The following is a 22,758-nucleotide window of genomic DNA, read 5'->3' as shown; positions in this document are numbered from 1 at the left end:
GTCAGGCTTCCTCTTGTAACAACAGGTCGTTGAGTTCTTCCAGTACGCGCTGGGGTGTGATGTCAATCAGGCTCTGGTGATAGCCTTCTGCCGCATCGCCCTTACGCACTTTGTGATACCCCGTAATCAGGCGAATGACACGTGCCTTGTGGGAAAGCGGAGGCGTAAAATCCGGGCTGCTTGGACCATACAATGCGACCAGTGGACGGTTCAGTGCTGCGGCCACGTGCATTAATCCAGAATCGTTGGTGACGACCGCTTTGCAGGCGGCGAGCAGAATGACGGCCTGTTCCAGCTGTGTTTCGCCCGCCAGATTACGGCACCAGGCTTGCTGTTCAGTGCTCAGCGTTGCCAGGATCTCATTGCCAGCTTCATGGTCTTTTGCTGAGCCAAACAGCACAATCTGATGGCCTTCATCGATCAACTGCTTCGCCAACTCTGCGTAGTGGTAATGTGGCCAGCGTTTTGCTGGACCAAATTCCGCACCTGGGCAAAAACCGATGATGGGGCGTTCGGCTGAAAGGGAGAACTGGCTACAGGTTAGCGATTTTTCACCCTCGCTGACCTGCAACTGTGGCCATAGCAGAGGCTGCGGCAAATCTTTGGCCGTCAGCATCACGCCTTTATCATAAGCCAGAGCCACATAGCGCTCGACCATCAGTGGCCATGCGTCTTTATCCAGTACGCGCGCATCGTTCAGCAGACCGTAGCGCATCTCGCCACGCCAACCGGTACGATGGGGAATACCCGCAAAGAATGGCACCAGAGCTGATTTAAACGAGTTAGGCAGCACATAAGCGCGGTCATAGCGCTTCTCACGCAGACTGTGGCCGAGTTTACGGCGCTCGCCGATCTCCAGCGCGCCGTGCCCCAACGGCATGGCGATAGCTTCGTTGACTTCTGGCATGCGCGACAATAACGGACGGCACCATGCAGGTGCCATCACGTCGATTATCGCCTGGGGATAGCGCGCCTTGAGCGTGCGATAGAGACTTTGCGACATCATCATGTCGCCCACCCAAGACGGGCCAACCACCAAAATCTTCATTCACTTCATCCTTCAAGCTGTCTCTGTGTTGGCTGCCTGCGTTCACTACGGTCACTTACTTTTGTAAGCTCCCGGAGGTTCACTTAGTTGCCGCCTTGATACCGCTCGAATGATTTTGTGAATTTGTAGCGTTGTCGCGGTTCAGCCAGGCCATATATTCCGTGACGCCTTCGGCGACGGTTTTAAACGGCTTGTCATAGCCCGCTGCGCGCAGGTTCGTCAGATCTGCCTGGGTAAATGCCTGGTAGCGGCCTTTCAGTTTTTCCGGGAATGGAATGTACTCAATGCTGCCTTTTTTGTGGTACGCCAGCGTAGCATCGGCAACGGCCTGGAAAGATTCCGCACGACCTGTACCGAGGTTAAAGATGCCGGAAACCCCGTTTTCCAGGAACCACAGGTTTACCGCAGCCACGTCGCCTACGTAAACGAAATCACGTTTGAAGTTTTCACTGCCTTCAAACAGTTTTGGCGTTTCGCCATTGTTAAGCTGGGTGTTGAGGTGGAAAGCAACGCTTGCCATGCTGCCTTTGTGGCCTTCACGCGGTCCGTAGACGTTGAAATAGCGGAAGCCAACAATCTGTGAATTGGCTTCTGGCAGGATCTGACGCACGTACTCGTCGAACAGGAATTTTGAGTAGCCGTAGACGTTCAGCGGTTTCTCATATTCACGGGATTCGATGAAATCAGAAGTGCGACCGCCGTAGGTGGCGGCAGAGGATGCGTACAGGAACGGGATTTCACGCTCCAGGCAGTAGTGCAGTAGCTCTTTGGAGTATTGATAGTTGTTGTCCATCATATACTTGCCGTCCCACTCGGTGGTGGAAGAGCATGCGCCTTCGTGGAAAATCGCTTCGATATCGCCGAAATCTTCCCCGGCCATAATCTGGATCAGGAAGTCTTCCTTGTCCATGTAGTCAGCAATATTCAGATCCACCAGGTTAACAAACTTGGTGCCGTCTTTCAGGTTGTCCACCACCAGGATGTCGGTGATGCCTTTATCATTCAGGGACTTAACGATGTTGCTGCCGATAAAGCCCGCGCCGCCGGTAACGATGATCATAAATGTAACCTTCGAATTATGGAGTCAGAGACAATCTCAGACACGAATACTTCTATCATATCACTACATGGCTTAGGCTTCAGCCATTCACCGATAAGCCGTGCGGGTACACGTGATTTATGCTTCATTTTGAAGAAGTGATGATGCGTCATCTCGTATCAACGTATAGCTTTGGGTAATATGTGCTGAAATTTGCCCAGTCTGGAGAATTGAAATGCGTGGGGATTTTTACAAACAGTTAACGAACGATCTCGAAACCGCACGTGCGGAAGGATTGTTTAAAGAAGAACGCATTATTACATCTGCCCAGCAGGCGGATATCACCGTGGCGGATGGAAGCCACGTTATTAACTTTTGTGCGAACAACTATCTGGGACTGGCTAACCATCCGGAACTGATTGCAGCGGCAAAAGCGGGTATGGATTCTCACGGATTTGGTATGGCTTCGGTTCGCTTTATTTGCGGTACCCAGGACAGCCATAAACAACTGGAGCAAAAACTGGCGGCATTCCTCGGTATGGAAGATGCCATCCTTTACTCTTCCTGCTTCGACGCCAACGGCGGCCTGTTTGAAACGCTGTTGGGCGCAGAAGACGCAATTATTTCCGATGCCCTGAACCACGCTTCTATCATTGATGGCGTGCGTCTGTGTAAAGCAAAACGTTTCCGTTACGCCAACAACGATATGGTGGAACTGGAAGCTCGCCTGAAAGAAGCGCGTGAAGCGGGCGCTCGTCATATCCTGATCGCCACTGATGGCGTGTTCTCTATGGATGGGGTAATCGCTAACCTGAAAGGCGTTTGCGATCTGGCGGATAAATACGACGCGCTGGTCATGGTTGATGATTCCCATGCCGTCGGTTTTGTCGGCGAAAATGGTCGTGGCTCCCATGAATACTGTGACGTGATGGGTCGCGTGGACATCATCACCGGTACGCTGGGTAAAGCACTCGGCGGTGCATCCGGTGGTTACACCGCAGCGCGCAAAGAAGTTGTTGAGTGGCTGCGTCAGCGTTCCCGCCCTTATTTGTTCTCCAACTCACTGGCACCGGCGATTGTTGCGGCTTCCATTAAAGTGCTGGAAATGGTTGAAGCTGGCAGCGACCTGCGCGATCGCCTGTGGGCGAATGCACGTCAGTTCCGCGAGCAAATGTCTGCCGCAGGCTTTACGTTAGCCGGTGCGGATCACGCGATCATCCCGGTTATGCTGGGTGATGCAGTAGTGGCGCAGGCATTCGCCCGCGAGCTGCAAAAAGAGGGGATTTACGTTACCGGATTCTTCTATCCGGTGGTTCCAAAAGGCCAGGCGCGTATCCGTACCCAGATGTCTGCGGCGCATACCCCTGAGCAGATTACGCGTGCTGTTGAGGCGTTCACACGCATTGGTAAACAACTGGGCGTTATTGCCTGAGGATGTGAAATGAAAGCGTTATCCAAACTGAAAGCGGAAGAGGGCATTTGGATGACCGACGTTCCTGAACCGGAAGTCGGTCATAACGATTTGCTGATTAAAATCCGTAAAACAGCCATCTGCGGGACTGACGTTCACATTTATAACTGGGATGAATGGTCGCAAAAAACCATCCCGGTACCGATGGTCGTTGGGCATGAATATGTCGGCGAAGTTGTTGGCATCGGCCAGGAAGTTAAAGGCTTTAAAATCGGCGATCGTGTTTCAGGCGAAGGTCATATCACCTGCGGGCATTGCCGTAACTGCCGCGGTGGACGTACTCACCTGTGCCGCAATACGACCGGTGTCGGTGTAAACCGCCCTGGCTGCTTTGCGGAGTATCTGGTGATCCCGGCATTTAACGCATTTAAAATCCCGGACAATATCTCCGACGACCTGGCGTCTATCTTCGATCCGTTCGGTAATGCAGTGCACACGGCGCTGTCGTTCGATCTGGTTGGGGAAGATGTGCTGGTTTCCGGTGCGGGTCCAATCGGTATTATGGCGGCAGCGGTCGCGAAGCATGTTGGCGCACGCCACGTGGTGATCACCGACGTTAATGAGTATCGCCTTGAGCTGGCGCGCAAAATGGGTATCACCCGCGCGGTCAACGTGTCGAAAGAGAATCTGACCGACGTGATGGCTGAACTGGGTATGACCGAAGGGTTTGATGTGGGCCTGGAGATGTCAGGGGCGCCGCCAGCGTTTCGCGCCATGCTGGACACCATGAACCACGGTGGCCGTATTGCTATGCTGGGTATTCCGCCATCTGATATGTCCATCGACTGGACGAAAGTTATCTTTAAGGGGCTGTTTATTAAAGGTATCTACGGTCGTGAGATGTTTGAAACCTGGTACAAAATGGCTGCACTGATCCAGTCTGGACTGGATTTGTCGCCGATCATCACCCATCGATTCTCCATCGATGAATTCCAGCAGGGCTTTGACGCGATGCGTTCAGGCCAGTCAGGGAAAGTGATCCTGAGCTGGGATTAACCGTATCCACCCTGTGGATTTTGTGTGTTATCCCCGGATGTTGATTATCATTACCGTCCGGGGCTTTTTTGCTTCCTCCTGCCCGGCGCATTTTCCGCTAAAGAATTAATATTTTTTTCTGAAAATCTACCGCTTAATATGCTAAAAAGTGCCGATAACTCTACTGTTTGGCAGGATTTGATATGACCTATACCCCTGGTCTCCTGAGCGTCATTATGCCGCTTTACAACACGGGTGAGCCGTTCATTGCGTGTATGGATTCACTGATTGCGCAAACCTGGAAGAACCTGGAGATCATTATTGTTAATGATGGCTCTACGGATAACTCTGCGGAGCTTGCTCAGTCTTATGCGGATCGTTATCCGCACGTTCATCTGCTGCACCAGCGCAATGGGGGCGTTTCTGCGGCGCGCAATACCGGTATGAAAGTTGCCAGGGGAGAGTATATCGCGTACGTAGACGGCGATGATATTGCCTATCCGGAAATGTATGAAACGCTGATGAATATGGCGCTGAAAGACAACCTGGATGTTGCGCAGTGCAACGCTGACTGGTGTATTGCCGAGACAGGCCACACCTGGGCATCCATTCCTACCGATCGTATTCGTTCTACCGGCGTGATGACCGGGCCAGACTGGTTACGCAAAGCGTTAGCCAGCCGCCGTTGGCGGCACGTTGTCTGGATGGGCGTTTATCGTCATCAGACTATCCGCGACGCGGGGCTGACCTTTCTGTCTGGCCTGCACCACCAGGATATTATCTGGACGACGGAGTTTATGTTTAATGCGAAGCGCGCGCGTTACACGGAAGTCCCGCTGTACAAATACTTCCTGCACGGCGCATCTGTTAGCCGTCTGCCGCGCACCGGGCTGAAAAACCTCGCTTACCAGCGCCACTACATCAAAATTACCCGTCTGCTGGATAAGATGAATCACGACTACGCCGGACGCATTCCAATTTACCCGGAATTCAAACAGCAGGTGATTTACGAAGCGCTACGCGTTTGTCATTGCATACGTAAAGAGCCGGACGAGAAAATCCGCCAGCGCATGATTGCTGAAGTATTTGTATCGGGTATGTTCAAGCGTATGGTGAGTAATATCTGCAGCGTTAAGCTGGGTTATCAGGTGCTGTTGTGGGCTATCCGTTTTAGCCAGTGGCGCGATAAATCATTGACGCCGCGCCGCCTGGCCCATTTAACGCTGGATAGTAAAGACTGATTATTGCCAGCCCTGCCACTGCAGGCGCATATACTGCACCAGCGTGCTTTGGGTGATGCTTTCGCCGAGCACGCTGAAGAAGCGGCTGGCGTACACCGGCTCTAACGGCTGTTTCGGTTTGCATAATTTCACCCCGCGGAAAGGATTACGCGGAGCATCAGGCGTACCGTTCTTCGGTGGCGTGAGGTTTGGCTTGGAGGTATCCACCTGTGGTTCATTGAGCAAGCTGCTTGGGCGAACCAGCGTGATGTCGGCTGGCAGGCTATACAGCATCTGCTGCAGGACGCGAACCGTAGACGGGTGAGGGTGGCCAATGGCGATTGCGGAACCGTTGCGGCGTGCAAGCTCGACGGCACGATTAAACTGACGGCGAATATCGGCTTCGTTTTGCGTGTCATCCAGGAAGACTTTGCGCTTGATGACCTTCACACCGGTGCCTGACGCTGCGCGCATTGCCTGGCTGTTACCGATGGTCATGCTGTCCAGGAAGTAGAGGTCGTAGCGTTCCAGCGCCTGCATCACCTTCTGCATGCCGAAAAGACTGGAGGTCATCGCGCTGCCCATATGGTTGTTCAGACCGACCGCATTCGGTACTTTGCTTACCGCGTCGCGAATGATCCGCTCAATCTCTTCGCTGCTCATTTCAGGGCGTAACGTGTCTTTCTCTAACGGCTGCTTGCTCAGCGGCGCCATTGGCAGATGGATCAAGACTTCATGCCCGCTGTTATGCGCTTTGATTGCCATTTCACGCGCATGTGGGGCGTTAGGCAGAACGGCAACGGAGATGGTAGAAGGCATCGCCAGTACCTGGTTTTCAGTGTGTGGGCGATAGCCGAAATCATCAATGACGATGGCGAGTTTGCCAGCAAATACAGGTGTTGCGAAGGCCAGCAGACTGGCGAGAGAGAGTAGTAGACGACGAAATTGTTGTGGCAAAACTTATCTTCCCAACCACGGCTGTGGATTGACCGCCTGACCCTGGCGACGAATTTCAAAATAGAGTGCCGGCCTGCCCTGACCGCCGCTGCTACCCACAAGTGCTATAGGCTGCCCGGCGCGAACCTGCGTACCGACGCTGACCAGTGCGCTCTGGTTATAACCGTACAGGCTCATATCGCCTTTACCGTGTTCAACGACGACCACCAGGCCATAGCCCTGCAGCCAGTCCGCCAGAATGACGCGACCATCGGCAATGGCTTTAACTTCGGTGCCTTCGGATGCGCCAATAACCATCCCCTTCCAACGTAGCTCACCCTGCAGCTGTTCGCCATAACGATGTAACGTTGGACCACGAACGGGCCAGAATGCCTGACCGCGCGGCGAACCCAGGCCCCCGGTACGCGACATCAGTGATTTTTCACTTTCGGTCGGTTTATAGGTTGAGCCTTTTCGTGACGCATCCTTCTGCTTATCACGTACGGCCTGCGCCTCGCGTGCTTCACGTTCCGCGCGCGCTTTGGCCGCGGCTTCGGCGCGAGCAATGCTGTTGCGCAGACGGGATTCGTTGGCGCGCATTTCGCCCAGTTGCTGTTGACCCTGTTGAATCGATGATTCCAGACTCGAAAGCGTTTTCTGGCGTTCGTTACGTGCCTGTTCCAGCTTAGCCTGCTGAGCGCGCTGTTCGTACAGTAGCGTCTGCTGTTCGCTCTGCTTATCTTCCAACTCGGCTTTTTGCGAGTCGACCTCTTCGCGGGTTTGTTTCAGCTGCGCGATAGTTTCCTGTCGCGCCTGGTTCAGATAGCCGAAATAGGCCTGCAGGCGTTGCCCACGCTGGCTTTCTTCACCACTAAGAATGAGCTGAATGCCGGTGTGTTCGCCCTGGCGAAAAGCTGCGTCTAGCTGTGCTGCCAGGCTGCGCTCTTGCGCGGCCCGCTGTTTTTCCAGCTTCGCGAGTGCTGCGTTCATCTCTGCGATTTGTGCATTCAGCTGCGCCAGTGAGTTTTGCGTTTCGCGCAACTGCCTTGCGGCAACGGCGATGGCTTGTTCCTGAGCTTTAAGCTGAGCGAGGAGGGTGGCGCGTTGCTGTTGCTGTTGGCGTACCGCGCGTTCTTTTGCCGCGATATCGGCCTGAATAGATTTGAGCTGGTCGCGTTCGTCCGCGTGGGCGGAAAAGGCGCACAGCAATACGCCAGCGCTAAGCGCGCTGGCGTAGAACAAGGGCCTGACTGAAAACTTACGCGGTTTCACGGCCCGAGTGATGGTATTAATCGCCTTTCCCCTCATGGGGAGGGATTATTCCACGATGAACAGCGGCTTACCAGTCATCTCTTGCGGGATTTCCATACCCATCAGCGTCAGCATCGTCGGGGCGATATCAGAAAGTTTGCCGCCTTCGACTGCTTTAACGTTCTTGCCACCGACATAAATCAGCGGAACGGGCAGGTTGGTGTGCGCAGTGTGCGCCTGACCGGTGGACGGATCGCGCATCTGCTCTGCGTTACCGTGGTCTGCGGTGATCAGCAACTGGCCGCCAACGGATTCAACCGCTTTTGCGACCTGTTCAACGCAGTGATCCAGCGCTTCAACCGCTTTAACCGCTGCTTCCATCACTCCGGTATGACCAACCATATCGCCGTTCGGGTAGTTACAAATGATGGTGTCGTATTTTCCGCTCTCAATCGCCGCAACCAGTTTTTCGGTCAGCTCAGCAGAGCTCATCTCCGGCTGCAGATCGTAGGTCGCAACTTTCGGCGAGTTGATCAGGATGCGGTCTTCGCCTTTGAACGGCTCTTCTACGCCGCCGTTGAAGAAGAAGGTCACGTGCGCATATTTTTCGGTTTCGGAAATACGCAACTGCGTTTTGTCGTGCTTCGCCATCCACTCTCCAAGGGTGTTAGCCAGAGATGCTGGTGGGTAAGCAACCGCAGTTTTGATGTCGGCCGCGTATTCGGTCAGCATCACAAAGTTGAGGTTAACGACTTTCTTACGGGCGAAGCCGTCGAAGTCAGCGTTAACAAACGCACGAGTGATTTCACGCGCACGGTCAGCACGGAAGTTCATGAAAATCAGCGTATCGCCGTCTTCCATGGCGGCTTCAGCCTGGCCTTCAGCACGGATCACGGTCGCTTTCACGAATTCGTCGTTTTCGTCGCGGGCATAAGCAGCCTGCAGGCCTTCAACCGCCGTAGCGAACTGGAACTCGCCTTTGGCCAACGTCATCAGGTCATAAGCCTGTTCAACGCGATCCCAACGGTTGTCGCGGTCCATCGCGTAGTAACGACCGATGATGGACGCTACGCGGCCTTTGCCCAGTGCGGCAAATTTCTCTTCGAATTTCTGCAGTGAATGTTCAGCGCTGCGCGGCGGGGTATCACGACCATCAAGGAAAGCGTGCAGATAGATTTTCTCAGCCCCGCGTTCAGCAGCCATTTCTACCATCGCCATGATGTGATCTTCGTGGCTGTGAACACCGCCCGCAGAGAGCAGACCCATGATGTGAACCGCTTTGCCGCTATTTTTTGCCTGGTCGACCGCATTGGTCAGCACCGGGTTAGCGAAGAAAGTACGCTCTTTAATTTCTACATCCAGACGGGTCAGGTCCTGATACACGATGCGGCCCGCGCCCAGGTTGACGTGACCGACTTCGGAGTTGCCCATCTGGCGATCGGGCAGGCCAACTTCCAGGCCAGACGCATCAATCAGGGTATGCGGACGTTTTGCCCACAGGGCATCCATTACCGGGGTTTTAGCACTAAAAATGGCGTTATCCTGGCTGTCTTCGCGATAGCCGTAGCCATCCAGAATCACCAGTACCATAGGTTTTTTAGAAACCGACATTGCGACAACCTCACACTTAATAGATAAAAAATAATTGCGTAATTTTACTACAGCTGAATCGATAAAGTAGCCCCGGAAGATCAAATAATCGACCAGAGCGCGCCGCAGACGGCGTGGTTTTAGGTTTTTTTTTCCGTAGCGCCCCGCAAAAATGCAATCCAATGCACGCTCTGGCTGTATTTGCGCCAACGCGCAGGTATACTCCTTTCCTGGTTTTTTTAATCACTGAGTCGGGAGTTGTTACCCCCCATGCAAGAAATTATGCAATTTGTTAGTCGCCACCCTGTATTGAGTATCGCCTGGATTGCGTTACTGGCGGCTGTATTATTTACCACGTTTAAGAGCCTGACTTCCAAAGTGAAGGTGATTACGCGCGGAGAAGCCACACGTCTCATCAATAAAGAAGACGCCGTTGTCGTGGATTTACGTCAGCGCGACGACTTCCGCAAAGGCCATATCGCAGGCTCCACTAACCTGCTGCCGAGCGAAATCAAAGCCAACAACTTTGGCGAACTGGAAAAACACAAAAACAAACCTGTGATTGTGGTTGATGGTTCAGGCATGCAGTGCCAGGATTCAGCAACTGCGCTGATCAAAGCCGGTTTTGAGCAGGTGTCTGTACTGAAAGATGGCGTAGCGGGCTGGAGTGGTGAGAATCTGCCACTGGTTCGCGGTAAGTAATTTACCCGTCTTCTTTCATGCCGCAGGGTAAAAAGAACACTGGAGATAAGTCATGGCCAATATTGAGATCTATACCAAAGCAACCTGCCCGTTTTGCCATCGCGCAAAGGCGCTCCTGAACAGCAAGGGTGTGAGTTTCCAGGAGCTTCCGATTGACGGCGATGCCGTGAAGCGTGAAGAAATGATCAAGCGCAGTGGCCGTACTACGGTTCCGCAGATTTTTATTGATGCACAGCACATTGGTGGTTGTGACGACTTGTATGCGTTGGATGCGCGTGGTGGACTGGATCCGCTGTTGCGTTAAGGCGTACCGAAGTATTTAAAGGACAACACTAAAGGGTTTTCTCAACATGTCAGAACAAAATAACACTGAAATGGCTTTCCAGATCCAACGTATTTATACCAAGGATGTGTCTTTCGAAGCGCCAAATGCACCGCATGTTTTCCAGAAAGATTGGCAGCCAGAGGTTAAACTGGATCTTGATACCGCATCTACCCAACTGGCAGATGACGTGTATGAAGTAGTGCTGCGTGTCACCGTAACGGCTTCCCTGGGTGAAGAAACTGCGTTCCTGTGCGAAGTTCAGCAGGGCGGTATTTTCTCCATCAGTGGTATCGAAGGGACTCAGATGGCGCATTGCCTGGGCGCATACTGCCCGAACATCCTGTTCCCGTATGCCCGCGAATGCATCACCAGCCTGGTTTCACGCGGTACGTTCCCGCAACTGAACCTTGCGCCGGTCAACTTTGATGCGCTGTTCATGAACTATTTACAGCAGCAGGCTGGCGAAGGTACTGAAGAACATCAGGATGCCTGATGAACCAAAGTAATGCTTCAATGACTGTGATTGGTGCCGGCTCGTACGGCACCGCTCTTGCCATCACCCTGGCAAGAAATGGCCATCAGGTTGTCCTGTGGGGCCATGATCCTAAACATATCGCGACTCTCGAGCACGATCGCTGCAACGTCGCGTTCCTTCCTGATGTGCCTTTTCCCGACACGCTGCGCCTGGAAAGTGATTTAGCCACAGCGCTGGCCGCCAGTCGTAATATTCTGGTGGTGGTGCCGAGCCACGTCTTTGGCGAAGTGCTGCGTAACATCAAACCATTGATGCGTCCTGACGCACGACTGGTCTGGGCGACAAAAGGTCTGGAAGCGGAAACAGGGCGTCTGCTGCAGGACGTCGCGCGTGAAGCGCTGGGGGACTCAATTCCACTGGCGGTTATTTCCGGCCCGACGTTCGCCAAAGAGCTGGCTGCGGGCATGCCGACGGCGATTTCTCTGGCCTCGACGGACGACACTTTTGCTGACGATCTCCAGCAGTTGCTGCACTGCGGCAAAAGCTTCCGCGTTTATAGCAACCCGGATTTCATTGGCGTGCAGCTTGGCGGCGCGGTGAAAAACGTCATTGCCATTGGTGCGGGGATGTCTGACGGCATCGGTTTTGGCGCGAATGCACGAACCGCATTGATCACCCGTGGGCTGACCGAAATGTCTCGTCTTGGTGCGGCGCTGGGGGCCGATCCTGCCACCTTTATGGGGATGGCGGGTTTAGGCGATCTGGTGCTGACCTGTACCGACAACCAGTCGCGCAACCGTCGTTTTGGCATGATGCTCGGCCAGGGGATGGACGTGCAGGGTGCGCAGGACAAGATTGGCCAAGTGGTTGAAGGCTATCGCAATACGAAAGAAGTTCGTGAATTGGCGCACCGTTTTGGTGTTGAGATGCCAATAACCGAGGAAATTTATCAAGTATTGTATTGCGGAAAAAACGCGCGCGAGGCAGCATTGACGTTATTAGGCCGTGCACGCAAGGACGAGCTGAGTCGCCACTAGCTGTAAGGAACTGTTGAATATAACGACCCGACCCGCGAAGAACGGGTCGGTCGTTTTGCTACCTTCTGGAGTACGCAATGCCGTGTGAAGAACTGGATATCGTCTGGAAAAACATTAAAGCGGAAGCCCGGGCACTGGCGGAATGTGAGCCAATGCTGGCCAGTTTTTACCACGCAACGCTGCTCAAGCATGAAAATCTCGGCAGTGCGCTAAGCTATATGCTGGCGAATAAACTCGCCTCTCCGATCATGCCTGCCATTGCGATTCGCGAAGTCGTGGAAGAGGCCTATGCCGCCGATCCTGAAATGATTGCCTCAGCGGCCTGTGATATTCAGGCGGTACGTACGCGTGACCCGGCTGTCGATAAATATTCCACCCCACTTCTGTACCTGAAGGGTTTTCATGCGCTTCAGGCCTACCGTATTGGTCACTGGCTGTGGCATCAGGGGCGTCAGGCACTGGCGATCTTCCTGCAAAATCAGGTGTCCGTTAGCTTCCAGGTAGATATTCACCCGGCGGCAAAAATTGGCCGTGGGATCATGCTCGATCACGCCACCGGTATTGTGGTGGGTGAAACCGCGGTGATTGAAAACGACGTCTCTATTTTGCAATCCGTTACGCTCGGCGGGACCGGTAAAGCCGGCGGCGATCGTCATCCGAAAATTCGTGAAGGGGTGATGATTGGCGCGGGCGCGAAAATTCTCGGCAACATTGAAGTCGGACGCGGCGCGAAGATTGGCGCAGGTTCCGTGGTTTTACAGCCGGTCCCCCCGCACACTACCGCGGCAGGCGTTCCGGCACGCATCGTCGGTAAGCCAGACAGCGATAAGCCGTCCATGGATATGGATCAGCATTTCAATGGGATTCATCATACTTTCGAATACGGCGATGGCATCTGATTTCGAGCTATCTTACTTGTCATCTTGAACCTGGGCTGTGCTCGCCATCCTCACGTACTACGTGTACGCGCAGGTCGGCAAGCGCAGTCCGTGTCCAACCTGACTGCGCCGATAACGCTCGAAAAATAACGGTAAATTCTTTCGTAGGTCGGATAAGGCGTCAGCCGCCATCCGACAAAAATCAACTACGCAATACTGCGCCGGGATAACCTAACTGGCGCCAGGCCTCATACACTACCACCGACACCGCATTCGACAGGTTCATGCTGCGACTGTCCGGCATCATCGGAATACGAATTTTTTGTTCGGCAGGCAGCGCGTCGAGGATGCTGGCTGGCAGACCGCGAGTTTCCGGGCCAAACATCAGATAATCCCCATCCTGATAGCTTACCGCGCTATGCGCTGGCGTACCTTTGGTGGTCAGGGCAAACAGACGTTGCGGATTTTCTGCGGCGACGAAGGCGGCGTAATCAGGGTGGCGTTGCACGGCGGCAAATTCATGGTAATCCAGCCCCGCGCGACGCAGGCGCTTGTCGTCCAAGGTAAAGCCCATTGGCTCAATAATATGCAGACGAAAGCCGGTGTTGGCGCAAAGACGGATAATATTGCCGGTATTTGGCGGGATTTCTGGTTCGAATAAAACGATGTTTAGCATGCTGCCCCCTTAAGTACGGGGCAGCATAGCAAATTAACGTTTACGCCGCATTTCCACGTTTGGGCTGCATCGGGTAGTCAGCCACCTGTTTACCCAGTTCTTGTACCAGCGAATCACGGCTGATTTCGCTAATCGATTTCGCCCCGGTCAGGGTCATTGCCACCTTCATCTCTTTCTCGATCAGATTTAGTAGATTCGCCACCCCGGCCTGACCGTGGGTGGCCAGCGCGTACAGATAAGCACGTCCCAGCAGAACACTATCCGCGCCCAGCGCAATCATACGTACGACGTCCAGACCGTTGCGGATCCCACTATCTGCCAGAATGGTGATATCGCCTTTTACCGCATCGGCAATAGCGGGCAGCGCGCGAGCAGAAGACAGCACGCCATCTAACTGGCGGCCACCGTGGTTAGAGACAACAATACCATCCGCGCCAAAGCGTACGGCGTCTCGGGCATCTTCGGGATCGAGGATCCCTTTGATCACCATCGGACCATCCCAAAACTCGCGGATCCACTCGAGGTCTTTCCAGGAAATCGACGGATCGAAGTTATTCGCCAGCCAGCCGATGTAATCCTCAAGACCGGTAGGTTTACCAAGATAAGTCGAGATATTACCTAAATCATGTGGGCGACCGTTCAGGCCAACGTCCCATGCCCACTGTGGATGGGTGACTGCCTGCCAGTAGCGGCGTAGTGCGGCATTTGGGCCGCTCATCCCGGAATGGGCGTCACGGTAGCGTGCACCCGGTGTTGGCATATCGACGGTAAAGACCAGCGTGGAGCAACCCGCCGCTTTGGCGCGCTCCAGCGCGTTGCGCATAAAGCCGCGATCGCGCAGAACATATAGCTGAAACCACATTGGACGCTTGATGGTTGGGGCGACTTCTTCAATCGGACATACGGATACAGTGGAAAGCGTAAACGGAATGCCTTTGGCATCAGCGGCGGCGGCGGCCTGAACTTCGCCCCGGCGCGCGTACATGCCGCACAGACCGACAGGTGCAAGGGCCACCGGCATGGAGAGCGTTTCGTTGAACAGCTTTGTCTCCAGGCTCAGGTCGGACATATTCTTCAGCACGCGCTGGCGTAGCGCCACTTCCGACAGGTCTGCCACGTTACGACGCAAGGTGTGCTCTGCATACGCCCCACCGTCAATGTAGTGAAACAAGAAGGGGGGTAGGATGCGCTGGGCTGCGGCGCGATAGTCGCTGGCTGCTGAAATAATCATGTGTTGTTCTCCCTGCTATTCTCACCAGGGTCACCGGGCAGGCGGGTGATTCGCGCCTGGCGGGCCTGATCTTCATCAAATCGTTTAATCGTGGTATGGACAAAACTGAGGTGCGCCATCATCGCTTTGCGCGCGCCGTCGGCATCTCCGGCAACAATGGCATCCAGTACGGCCTGATGTTGTGCCGTCAGCTGTGAAAATACGGGCGGCACGAGGTACATACGCTGGCGGCTCTGTTTCACCGAAGACTGCAATACGTCGAAGAAACCGCGCATGGTCTGTAACAGCACCACGTTATGCGAGGCCTCCGCAATGGCGAGATGAAAGCGAACGTCTGCCTGCGAGGCGAGATCCGGATCTTCGCTTTGTGTGGCCTCGAAACAGAGCCTGATTTTCTCTTTGTCGGCAACAGTGGCGCGCATGGCTGCGTGCCAGGCGGTGCTGGCTTCGATGGCGTGGCGGGCTTCCAGAATATCGAAACTGTAATCAGGGTCGTCCGCCAGCAGGGTTTTCAGCGGCTGAACGATGTTTTGTTCAGACCATGCCTCATGCTGCCAGCGGATAAACGTCCCGCCGCCACGACGGCTAATCAGCACGCCTTCACTCACCAGCTTTGCTAACGCCTCGCGCAGCGAGTTGCGCGATACGCCGAGCTGTACGGCCAGCTGGCGCTCAGCGGGCAACTTCATGCCCGCCTCCAGCTGTTGTTCTTCAATCAGCGCCCGCACACGAGATGCGACTTCGTCTGACAGGCGTCTGGGCATCACTATCATGGAATCATCCAGGTTAAGACATAGGCCTGCAGCGTGGTAATCACACCCACCATGCAGGTGAAAATCAGGCTGTGCTTCACGGTAAAGCGGAACAGGTCAGACTCTTTCCCTACTAATCCTACTGCCGCACAGGCGATAGCAATGGACTGTGGAGAGATCATCTTGCCGGTCACGCCGCCGGTGGTATTTGCGGCCACCATCAGCACATCCGAAACGCCGATTTGCTGAGCGGCTGTGGCCTGCAGGGCGGCAAACAGTGCGTTTGATGAGGTGTCGGATCCAGTCAGGAATACCCCCAGCCAGCCGAGGAACGGCGAGAAGAAGGTAAACGCGCTGCCGGTGTGTGCCAGGGCCAGCGCCAGGGTGGATGAAAGCCCGGAGTAGTTAGAGATAAACGCGAATGCCAGCACCATCCCGATGGAGTAGATAGGCAGCGCCAGATCTTTCAGCGTGCTGCCAAAGGTCTGCAGCGCAGCAGATGGCTTCATTTTCAGCCAGACGATAGACAGCAGGGCGGCAAACAGTATTGCGGTACCGGTCGCGGAGAACCAGTCAAATTTGTACACCGCCGCGTAGGCTGTAGCTTCGTGTACGACCGGTGGCATACGGGCAACCAGCTTGTCGAGGAACGGAACCGGAATATTGACCACCCAGTGGTACATCGCGCCGCCTGGCGCAAACAGCGCTTTAAACGGCGGTATGCTCCACAGCGTGACGGTAGCGGTCAGGAACAGGAACGGTGACCAGGCGCGTACCACCTGCCCAGCGGTGTAGCGGGTGCGCGACAGATCCATATCGACCTGCGAAGCGCCCATATCGCCAAAACGGAAGATGCGTACCGGCTGCCAGCGTTTCAGGAACAGCGTCAGACACACCAGTGAGACCAGAGAAGAGATGATGTCCGGCAGTTCCGGCCCGATAAAGTTAGAGCTGAGGTACTGTGCGATAGCAAACGAGCCGCCAGCGACCATCACCGCAGGCCAGGTTTCTTTGACACCACGCCAGCCATCCATAATCGCCATAATCCAGAACAGCACGATAATGGTCAGGAACGGCAGTTGACGACCTACCATCTGGCCAATCTCGAAGCTGTCCAGTCCGGTAACCTGACCGGCAACCAGAATCGGAATGCCCATTGCGCCAAAAGCGACCGGCGCGGTATTTACGATCAGGCACAAACCTGCCGCATACAGCGGGTTAAAGCCAAGACCAACCAGCAGTGCGGCGGTAATCGCTACCGGAGCACCGAAGCCTGCTGCTCCTTCGAGGAATGCCCCAAAGGAGAAACCGACAATCAGCATTTGCAGACGCTGGTCTGGGGTAATCGAGAGTATCGATGATCGGATAATGTCGAACTGTCCGGTCTTCACCGAGATTTTATAGACGAATACCGCGGCGATAATGATCCAGGCAATTGGCCACAGACCGTAGAAGAAACCGTACACTACGGATGCCAGCGCGTGATCGACCGGCATTTTGTAAAACAGCAGGGCGACTGCCAGAGCAATCACCACCGTCCAGGACGCCGCAACATAGCCTTTCAGCTTGAGCTTAATCAGGGCGAAGAAAAAAAACAGGATAGGGAGCGATGCGATCAGGCTGGAAAGCCAGATATTACCGGCCGGGTCGTAGTTCTGTTGCCAGAGATTCATTGCAGGTCTCCTGGGGGCCGCCGACATAATGGAATGAGTCTTTGCTCAAATCTTCGTCACACTATGTGTAAAAGTGGCCCTGCCAATATTGTTGTGTAGGGATAATGACAATGAATGGTTAATCAAATGTTATTTGTTGGCAACGGTATTGTACGTACATTTTAATGAAATGTGAGGTGTTGGTATAATCTGGCTAAAATTGGTAGGGCCAATTGAGAGGGGAAATGAAGGACCGGGCAAGCGGATGTTGCCCGGTGGGAGATTAGAACTCGCTCTTCGCGAAGCCCGTCATCTCTTTCAGGCCCATTTCACGGCCAAGCTCGGTCATCGGGTGGACGACGATCAGGCCGCGCACGCTTTTCTTCAGTTTGCCCATGTCAGCCTGCTCTTTTTTGGTGATGGCCCGACGGAACGGAAGTTTTGTCAGCTTTTGCGCTTCTTTACTCAGCTTCTGGCCGTGAACTTCACGCAGGCGTGCGATCTCGGCTTCCAGAGTTTCTTTCTCTTTTTCCAGCTCGGCGTATTTGTCGGCGGCTTCAACCAGGGACAGGTCTGCCTGCTGGTGGCGAATAGCGTCCAGACGATCGCTCAGGCGTTTAATTTCGTTTTTTTCGACTTCTTTCATAGGATAGCTTCTGATAAAAATAGGATGAATGCCCTATAGTATGCGCGCAGAGCGGGATTATTCACAACTGCTCGAAGATAAATAATCAAATACCGTAAGTATTAATTAGCTAATGATAATGTTAATACATTGATTAACAAGGAATTTTAAGCAATAAGATCGGTCATGATGCTTTTTATTGACGTGTTTGCGATGAAGCACGTTTTCCTCAATATAAACACCCAACTGATCCTAAACTTAAATGATCAACCGCACAGGCTGAGCGCGGTTAATACATGGAGGAGGGAAGATTATGGCGAAAATAGGTGAGAACGTTTCAATCCTGATTGATAAAACTGTCGATTTTATGGCTTCAAGCCAGGCTTTTCGCGAATATTTGAATAAAACACCGCCGCGCAACGTTGTCCCTTCAGAAATACCGCAGGAAAACGCGCAGCTGTATCTGCAACGTCTGGCGTACTATCGGCAGCTGTATCGACCGCAGCAGGAAGAGAAATAAGCAAACATCGTCTTATTTTTGAAAGGCTTTTTTTAAGCTGATTTTAGAAATCAGCTCGGTCAGGGAAAGGACCATGGTGGATCGTACCATCTGCTGGTAACGCTGGATCTGCATGGCATGCAAACCAGAGTCTGAGGTATCAAACTGGGGTGGCGGCGGGAGTGCCGTCACGCAGTGAAGTTCACCAAACGGTCCAAGAATTTCGTCGTCGGTGAATGCGTATTCGTTGCCGTCGTGATTCAGCTCCTCCCGCAGCGCCATCAGCAGCTCCGCATCTTCATACTCCGGGCGACTGAGTACGCCCAGGCCGTAGATTAACTTCAGACGAACAGAAAGATCGCCCAACGGACCATCGCCGTCGAGCAGCGGTTCTACGGCGTATTTCACCGCATAGTCGTCTTTGCGAAATACCTGAAGCACAAGGATATTCACCGCCTCGGTGAGCAGTTCTACGGCGGTGATGAGGAAGCTGCGTACGGTTTTGCCAGCATTCAGACGCTCAAGCACACGATTTTCAAAGGCCTGCGTTTGTTCCATTATTGCCTGCATATCTGACAATCTATTATTCAGGCGCAGGATATCCTGCGCCAGGTCCTGCATCATTTCTTTGCGTTATACGCGTTAACAGCCTCAAGCACGACATCACTATTGGCATCCAGACCGGATACCTGCGCCAGCGCGGCCTGCGGACCTTTTTCGTCGATCAGCGCGGCCAGTTCCTGTGCCTGCGGATCTTCCTCACTGCGATAGTGCATTGCAGCGGCAATACCGGTGACCAGATTGGCGTGCGGCAGACCATACTCCAGCGTACCCAGCAGTGGTTTAATCAGGCGGTCGCCTGCGCTAAGTTTACGCAGCGGCTGACGACCCACGCGCTCAACGTCATCTTTCAGATACGGGTTTTCAAAACGACCGAGGATTTTCTGAATGTATGCCGCATGTTTTGCTGCATCAAAGCCATAGCGTTTGATCAGTACCGCGCCGCTCTCTTCCATCGCACCTTTTACCACTGCGCGGATTTTCTCGTCGAGAATCGCGTCACGGATGGTTTGATGACCGGTCAATTTTCCGAGGTACGCGGTTATAGCATGCCCGGTGTTCAGCGTGAAGAGTTTACGTTCGACAAATGCCATCAGGTTATCAGTTAATTCCATTCCTGGGATGTTTGGCAGTTCACCTTTGAACTGTGTTTTGTCGACAATCCACTCACTGAAGGTTTCGACGGTAACTTCCAGCGGATCGTTGGTTGCTGAAGCCGAAGGCGGAACAATGCGGTCCACGGCAGAATCGACAAAGCCAACATGTTCTTCAACCCAGGCTTTATCTTCATCTGCTAACGCGTTCATTACATGGCCTTTCAACTGGGTCGTTCCGCGCACCATGTTTTCACAAGCGATGATATTTAGCGGAGTAGCGATGCCCTGCGCCTTGCGTTTAACCAGTCCTTTGGCGATGGCTGGAGCGATACGCTCAAGCACAACCGGACCGACGGCGGTAGTGACTAAATCTACGTGGGCAATCAGTTCAACAACATCATCGCCGATGCTGCTCACGGCGTTGACGCCAGAGACGGTATCAATCTGCTCGTTTTCACCCACGACATGAACCTGATAGCTATGACGGGCATTCAGGGCATCGAGCACGACCTGATTTACATCCGCGAACGTCAGCTGTATCCCCGCGTCCGCCAGCAGTTTGCCGATAAAGCCACGACCGATATTACCTGCGCCAAAATGTAATGCTTTCATAGTATTAACCTTCATTAATGTTTTTACCCAAGAGGGCTGGGGTGAGGCTTTTCCCTCAACCTAACCCTCTCCACAAGGGAGAGGATATCGCCTTCATATTTCGAACTGCAGATGCGTTGGCTCTCCTCGCTCACCCCAGTCACGTACTTATGTACGCTCCTGGGGATTCACTGCGTTGCCGCCTTCCTGCAGCTCGAACTATTTTGGGGATACTTAACTGTTAAGCTTTTTTACCTGCCAGCAGTTCCAGAACTTCATCCACGCTGGTGGTATGGGCCAGACGTTCGATCACGGATTCATCATCCAGAGCGTTGGTCAGGCTGGTAATCACCTGGATGTGCTCGTTGTTACGCGCTGCGATACCAATAACCAGACGGGCAATATCGTCTTCTTCTTCACCGAAGCGAACGCCTTCCGGGTACTGGCAGAACACCACACCGGTTTTCAGCACGCGGTCTTTGGCTTCAACCGTACCGTGCGGTACTGCGATGGACTCACCCAGGTAAGTCGGGGTCAGTTTTTCGCGGTCCAGCATCGCCTCAACGTATTCTGGCTCAACGTAGCCACCTTTCACCAGTTGCTCACCAGCAAAGCGAATCGCTTCTTCTTTGTTAGCCGCTTTACGGCCAAGGAAGATGTTCTCCGCACCCAGTTTGAACAGGTGGGTATCACCCTCTTCAAAGCTGTCTTTCAGGTGGTCGCGAACTTTCTCCTCGTTCACGTTGTGGCGCTGTGCTGCAACCAGACGTTCGGTCAGGCTGGAGTACAGGCCGCTGTCGAGGAAGTTGGTCAGCGAAATGTGCTGTGCCTGAGGCACCTGGCGCATCGCGCGTTCGGTCAGGTCACGGTGGGTAATGACCAGGTCCACATCCGGCGGCAGATTGTTAATCGCGCTGTTAGTGACGGAAATCTGAGAAAGACCGGCATCCTGCACTTTCTTACGCAGTACGCCCGCACCCATGGCGCTGGAACCCATACCGGCATCGCAGGCAACGATGATTTTACGCACATGGCTCAGGTCGCTGGTCACGTCGCCAGCTGCCAGCGGAGATGCGCCTTTGGATTCCGCTTTCATGTCGTTCATACGACGGGTTGCGGCATCAATGTCATCATCTTCTTTCACTTTGCTGGTTTTCAGCAGAATGGCTGAGACCACAAAGGAGACTGCCATAGCAGCACAGATAGCAGCGATGTTAGCGAAGTATGCGCCCTTCGGTGTCATTGCCAGCACGGCCAGGATAGAACCCGGAGACGCCGGAGAAACCAGACCGCCGTTCAGGATAGTCAGGGTAAATACGCCAGTCATACCGCCGAGGATAACGGCCAGGATCAGACGCGGGTTCATCAGAACGTACGGGAAGTAAATTTCGTGGATACCACCCAGGAAGTGTATGATAGCCGCGCCGCCCGCAGACTGCTTAGCGCTGCCGCGACCGAAGAACATGTACGCCAGCAGCACGCCCATACCCGGACCTGGGTTAGCTTCAATCAAGAAGAAGATGGATTTGCCCATCTCATGGGACTGCTGAATACCCAGCGGTGAGAAAATACCGTGGTTGATGGCGTTGTTGAGGAACAGGATTTTCGCCGGTTCAACGAAGATAGACGCCAGCGGCAGCATGTCATGGACAACCATGAAGTTAACGCCTGCCGCCAGAATTTTGGACAGTGCTTCAACCAATGGACCAATGCCAAGGAATGCCAGAATGGCGAGGATCATACCGATGATGCCAGCGGAGAAGTTATTCACCAGCATCTCAAAACCGGATTTGATCTTACCGTCTACCCAGTTGTCGAAGTGTTTGATCGCCCAGCCGCCCAGTGGACCTGCAATCATCGCGCCGAGGAACATTGGCATGTCCGCACCGACGATAACGCCCATGGTGGTGATTGCACCGACTACGCCGCCACGCTCGCCGCCAACCAGTTTACCACCGGTATAACCGATCAGTAGCGGCAGCAGATAGGTGATCATCGGGCCGACCAGCTTCGCCAGCGTTTCGTTCGGCAACCACCCTGTCGGAATGAATAATGCGGTGATAATACCCCACGCGATAAACGCGCCGATATTTGGCATCACCATGTTGCTGAGGAATCGACCAAAGCTTTGCACCTTGATCTTAATATCGGATGACATAAAAACACCCCTTCTTATGTTTGCTATCACGCAGGCTGAAAGCCCGAGGTTTGTTAATGTAGCGGCAGGAGGTAGCCGGACCCTGTAGATACTGCGAAATCTGGCACTGAATCGTTCAACTGTCCAGTCGACGGCCTTTTATGTGACATTCGTCACGTAAATATAGGGTGTATGGCGTTGGTTAATGTGATTTTCATCACAAAATACCGGTACAAAAAAACATCGCAGCGCAATATTTCGCTGAAAATGAGGATTAAATGTGAAGTGATTCACATTTTTGCTTTCCTTGTTTGTTGGATTTTTGTGATGTGAATCGCAAAGTATTTTCATCTGAAATTTATCAGATGTGATCTGCGGCAGGTTCTACCCCCGACATTTTTTATTGCAAAACAAAGCAATTTCTCACCAGAAAAAATATTTATTTTGTGGTATGGCAAAAACCCTTAACTCCAGTTATGTTCAAAACATCA

The 22,758-nt window shown here is 53.5% G+C and carries 22 protein-coding genes; 9 read left to right on the top strand and 13 right to left on the bottom strand.

Going from position 1 to position 22,758, the window contains the following annotated elements; translation table 11 throughout:
• Position 1: 1 nt before the first annotated feature.
• Complete coding sequence (rfaF, locus tag OGX86_RS14345) at positions 2-1,048, bottom strand: ADP-heptose--LPS heptosyltransferase RfaF (protein WP_071446339.1); 1,047 nt, start codon at positions 1,046-1,048, stop codon at positions 2-4.
• A gap of 79 nt (positions 1,049-1,127) precedes the next feature.
• Positions 1,128-2,108 carry an ADP-glyceromanno-heptose 6-epimerase gene (gene rfaD, locus OGX86_RS14340; protein WP_048227317.1) on the bottom strand — a complete coding sequence of 327 codons (981 nt, stop codon included), beginning with the start codon at positions 2,106-2,108 and terminating at the stop codon, positions 1,128-1,130.
• Positions 2,109-2,322: 214 nt separating this feature from the next.
• Here rfaD and kbl point away from each other — a divergent pair, with 214 nt between their 5' ends.
• From kbl to OGX86_RS14325, 3 genes are all read left to right on the top strand, one after another.
• Complete coding sequence (kbl, locus tag OGX86_RS14335; RefSeq protein ID WP_003827313.1) at positions 2,323-3,519, top strand: glycine C-acetyltransferase; 1,197 nt, start codon at positions 2,323-2,325, stop codon at positions 3,517-3,519.
• 9 nt (positions 3,520-3,528) lie between these two features.
• Entirely contained in the window at positions 3,529-4,554 is a 1,026-nt protein-coding gene (gene tdh / locus OGX86_RS14330; protein ID WP_003024132.1) for an L-threonine 3-dehydrogenase, read from the top strand.
• 182 nt (positions 4,555-4,736) lie between these two features.
• The gene (locus tag OGX86_RS14325; protein WP_048215306.1) at positions 4,737-5,774 is read left to right on the top strand and encodes a glycosyltransferase; all 1,038 of its coding nucleotides are present in this window, start codon (positions 4,737-4,739) and stop codon (positions 5,772-5,774) included.
• Here the strand turns inward: OGX86_RS14325 and OGX86_RS14320 are convergent, their stop codons facing one another.
• From OGX86_RS14320 to gpmM, 3 genes are read right to left on the bottom strand one after another with little or no spacing between them, the layout of a single operon-like run.
• On the bottom strand, positions 5,775-6,710 hold the full coding sequence (locus OGX86_RS14320; protein WP_048227316.1) for a divergent polysaccharide deacetylase family protein: 936 nt from the start codon (positions 6,708-6,710) through the stop codon (positions 5,775-5,777).
• A gap of 3 nt (positions 6,711-6,713) precedes the next feature.
• Positions 6,714-7,973, bottom strand: coding sequence for a murein hydrolase activator EnvC (gene envC / locus OGX86_RS14315; RefSeq protein ID WP_231587333.1), 1,260 nt, complete (start codon positions 7,971-7,973; stop codon positions 6,714-6,716).
• A 33-nt stretch (positions 7,974-8,006) separates the two neighbouring features.
• Complete coding sequence (gene gpmM / locus OGX86_RS14310) at positions 8,007-9,551, bottom strand: 2,3-bisphosphoglycerate-independent phosphoglycerate mutase (RefSeq protein WP_057066896.1); 1,545 nt, start codon at positions 9,549-9,551, stop codon at positions 8,007-8,009.
• 249 nt (positions 9,552-9,800) lie between these two features.
• Between gpmM and OGX86_RS14305 the strand changes: the two genes are divergently transcribed.
• The 5 genes from OGX86_RS14305 to cysE all read left to right on the top strand — a co-directional run bounded on the left by OGX86_RS14305 (position 9,801) and on the right by cysE (position 12,968).
• Positions 9,801-10,232 (top strand): rhodanese-like domain-containing protein, encoded by a 432-nt coding sequence (locus OGX86_RS14305; protein ID WP_003024148.1) that lies wholly within the window; start codon positions 9,801-9,803, stop codon positions 10,230-10,232.
• A 52-nt stretch (positions 10,233-10,284) separates the two neighbouring features.
• Positions 10,285-10,536 (top strand): glutaredoxin 3, encoded by a 252-nt coding sequence (gene grxC, locus OGX86_RS14300; RefSeq protein ID WP_003024152.1) that lies wholly within the window; start codon positions 10,285-10,287, stop codon positions 10,534-10,536.
• 46 nt (positions 10,537-10,582) lie between these two features.
• Positions 10,583-11,050, top strand: a complete 468-nt coding sequence (secB, locus tag OGX86_RS14295) for a protein-export chaperone SecB (protein ID WP_003024155.1) — start codon at positions 10,583-10,585, stop codon at positions 11,048-11,050.
• On the top strand, positions 11,050-12,069 hold the full coding sequence (gene gpsA, locus OGX86_RS14290) for an NAD(P)H-dependent glycerol-3-phosphate dehydrogenase (protein ID WP_008786462.1): 1,020 nt from the start codon (positions 11,050-11,052) through the stop codon (positions 12,067-12,069). The genes secB and gpsA overlap by 1 nt, the downstream gene beginning before the upstream one ends.
• A 77-nt stretch (positions 12,070-12,146) precedes the next feature.
• On the top strand, positions 12,147-12,968 hold the full coding sequence (gene cysE, locus OGX86_RS14285) for a serine O-acetyltransferase (protein WP_016154965.1): 822 nt from the start codon (positions 12,147-12,149) through the stop codon (positions 12,966-12,968).
• Positions 12,969-13,149: 181 nt separating this feature from the next.
• On the opposite strand, the gene trmL is transcribed toward cysE, so the two are convergent.
• The 5 genes from trmL to OGX86_RS14260 all read right to left on the bottom strand — a co-directional run bounded on the left by trmL (position 13,150) and on the right by OGX86_RS14260 (position 17,904).
• On the bottom strand, positions 13,150-13,623 hold the full coding sequence (gene trmL, locus OGX86_RS14280) for a tRNA (uridine(34)/cytosine(34)/5-carboxymethylaminomethyluridine(34)-2'-O)-methyltransferase TrmL (protein WP_286640227.1): 474 nt from the start codon (positions 13,621-13,623) through the stop codon (positions 13,150-13,152).
• 40 nt (positions 13,624-13,663) lie between these two features.
• Positions 13,664-14,854 carry an FMN-dependent L-lactate dehydrogenase LldD gene (gene lldD, locus OGX86_RS14275; RefSeq protein WP_008786460.1) on the bottom strand — a complete coding sequence of 397 codons (1,191 nt, stop codon included), beginning with the start codon at positions 14,852-14,854 and terminating at the stop codon, positions 13,664-13,666.
• On the bottom strand, positions 14,851-15,627 hold the full coding sequence (gene lldR / locus OGX86_RS14270; RefSeq protein WP_123269012.1) for a transcriptional regulator LldR: 777 nt from the start codon (positions 15,625-15,627) through the stop codon (positions 14,851-14,853). The genes lldD and lldR overlap by 4 nt, the downstream gene beginning before the upstream one ends.
• The gene (gene lldP / locus OGX86_RS14265) at positions 15,624-17,279 is read right to left on the bottom strand and encodes an L-lactate permease (protein ID WP_048215310.1); all 1,656 of its coding nucleotides are present in this window, start codon (positions 17,277-17,279) and stop codon (positions 15,624-15,626) included. The genes lldR and lldP overlap by 4 nt, the downstream gene beginning before the upstream one ends.
• A 262-nt stretch (positions 17,280-17,541) precedes the next feature.
• Positions 17,542-17,904, bottom strand: a complete 363-nt coding sequence (locus OGX86_RS14260; RefSeq protein WP_008786458.1) for a YibL family ribosome-associated protein — start codon at positions 17,902-17,904, stop codon at positions 17,542-17,544.
• 292 nt (positions 17,905-18,196) lie between these two features.
• Here OGX86_RS14260 and OGX86_RS14255 point away from each other — a divergent pair, with 292 nt between their 5' ends.
• Entirely contained in the window at positions 18,197-18,403 is a 207-nt protein-coding gene (locus tag OGX86_RS14255) for a hypothetical protein (protein WP_032945348.1), read from the top strand.
• A gap of 12 nt (positions 18,404-18,415) precedes the next feature.
• On the opposite strand, the gene mtlR is transcribed toward OGX86_RS14255, so the two are convergent.
• The 3 genes from mtlR to mtlA form a co-directional block, all read right to left on the bottom strand.
• Complete coding sequence (gene mtlR, locus OGX86_RS14250; protein ID WP_003024179.1) at positions 18,416-19,003, bottom strand: mannitol operon repressor MtlR; 588 nt, start codon at positions 19,001-19,003, stop codon at positions 18,416-18,418.
• Positions 19,003-20,151, bottom strand: a complete 1,149-nt coding sequence (gene mtlD / locus OGX86_RS14245) for a mannitol-1-phosphate 5-dehydrogenase (RefSeq protein ID WP_048227314.1) — start codon at positions 20,149-20,151, stop codon at positions 19,003-19,005. Before mtlD ends, mtlR begins: the two co-directional genes overlap by 1 nt.
• Positions 20,152-20,371: 220 nt before the next feature.
• On the bottom strand, positions 20,372-22,288 hold the full coding sequence (mtlA, locus tag OGX86_RS14240; protein WP_168978708.1) for a PTS mannitol transporter subunit IICBA: 1,917 nt from the start codon (positions 22,286-22,288) through the stop codon (positions 20,372-20,374).
• Positions 22,289-22,758: the final 470 nt, after the last annotated feature.

Origin of the sequence: Citrobacter sp. Cpo040, from assembly GCF_030332915.1 — a bacterium.
Taxonomy (GTDB): Bacteria; Pseudomonadota; Gammaproteobacteria; order Enterobacterales; family Enterobacteriaceae; genus Citrobacter; species Citrobacter portucalensis.
The sequence above is the reverse complement of the archived record's forward strand: the minus strand, read 5'-3'. Positions and strand labels throughout refer to the sequence as shown.

Coding starts and splice junctions, on each gene's coding strand:
- trmL (WP_286640227.1), bottom strand. CDS start 13,623: ATGCTAAACATCGTTTTATTCGAACCAGAAATCCCGCCAAATACCGGC.
- OGX86_RS14305 (WP_003024148.1), top strand. CDS start 9,801: ATGCAAGAAATTATGCAATTTGTTAGTCGCCACCCTGTATTGAGTATC.
- rfaD (WP_048227317.1), bottom strand. CDS start 2,108: ATGATCATCGTTACCGGCGGCGCGGGCTTTATCGGCAGCAACATCGTT.
- gpsA (WP_008786462.1), top strand. CDS start 11,050: ATGAACCAAAGTAATGCTTCAATGACTGTGATTGGTGCCGGCTCGTAC.
- OGX86_RS14255 (WP_032945348.1), top strand. CDS start 18,197: ATGGCGAAAATAGGTGAGAACGTTTCAATCCTGATTGATAAAACTGTC.
- kbl (WP_003827313.1), top strand. CDS start 2,323: ATGCGTGGGGATTTTTACAAACAGTTAACGAACGATCTCGAAACCGCA.
- tdh (WP_003024132.1), top strand. CDS start 3,529: ATGAAAGCGTTATCCAAACTGAAAGCGGAAGAGGGCATTTGGATGACC.
- lldD (WP_008786460.1), bottom strand. CDS start 14,854: ATGATTATTTCAGCAGCCAGCGACTATCGCGCCGCAGCCCAGCGCATC.
- OGX86_RS14260 (WP_008786458.1), bottom strand. CDS start 17,904: ATGAAAGAAGTCGAAAAAAACGAAATTAAACGCCTGAGCGATCGTCTG.
- rfaF (WP_071446339.1), bottom strand. CDS start 1,048: ATGAAGATTTTGGTGGTTGGCCCGTCTTGGGTGGGCGACATGATGATG.
- cysE (WP_016154965.1), top strand. CDS start 12,147: ATGCCGTGTGAAGAACTGGATATCGTCTGGAAAAACATTAAAGCGGAA.
- mtlD (WP_048227314.1), bottom strand. CDS start 20,151: ATGAAAGCATTACATTTTGGCGCAGGTAATATCGGTCGTGGCTTTATC.
- OGX86_RS14325 (WP_048215306.1), top strand. CDS start 4,737: ATGACCTATACCCCTGGTCTCCTGAGCGTCATTATGCCGCTTTACAAC.
- lldR (WP_123269012.1), bottom strand. CDS start 15,627: ATGATAGTGATGCCCAGACGCCTGTCAGACGAAGTCGCATCTCGTGTG.
- grxC (WP_003024152.1), top strand. CDS start 10,285: ATGGCCAATATTGAGATCTATACCAAAGCAACCTGCCCGTTTTGCCAT.
- secB (WP_003024155.1), top strand. CDS start 10,583: ATGTCAGAACAAAATAACACTGAAATGGCTTTCCAGATCCAACGTATT.
- mtlA (WP_168978708.1), bottom strand. CDS start 22,288: ATGTCATCCGATATTAAGATCAAGGTGCAAAGCTTTGGTCGATTCCTC.
- gpmM (WP_057066896.1), bottom strand. CDS start 9,551: ATGTCGGTTTCTAAAAAACCTATGGTACTGGTGATTCTGGATGGCTAC.
- lldP (WP_048215310.1), bottom strand. CDS start 17,279: ATGAATCTCTGGCAACAGAACTACGACCCGGCCGGTAATATCTGGCTT.
- mtlR (WP_003024179.1), bottom strand. CDS start 19,003: ATGCAGGACCTGGCGCAGGATATCCTGCGCCTGAATAATAGATTGTCA.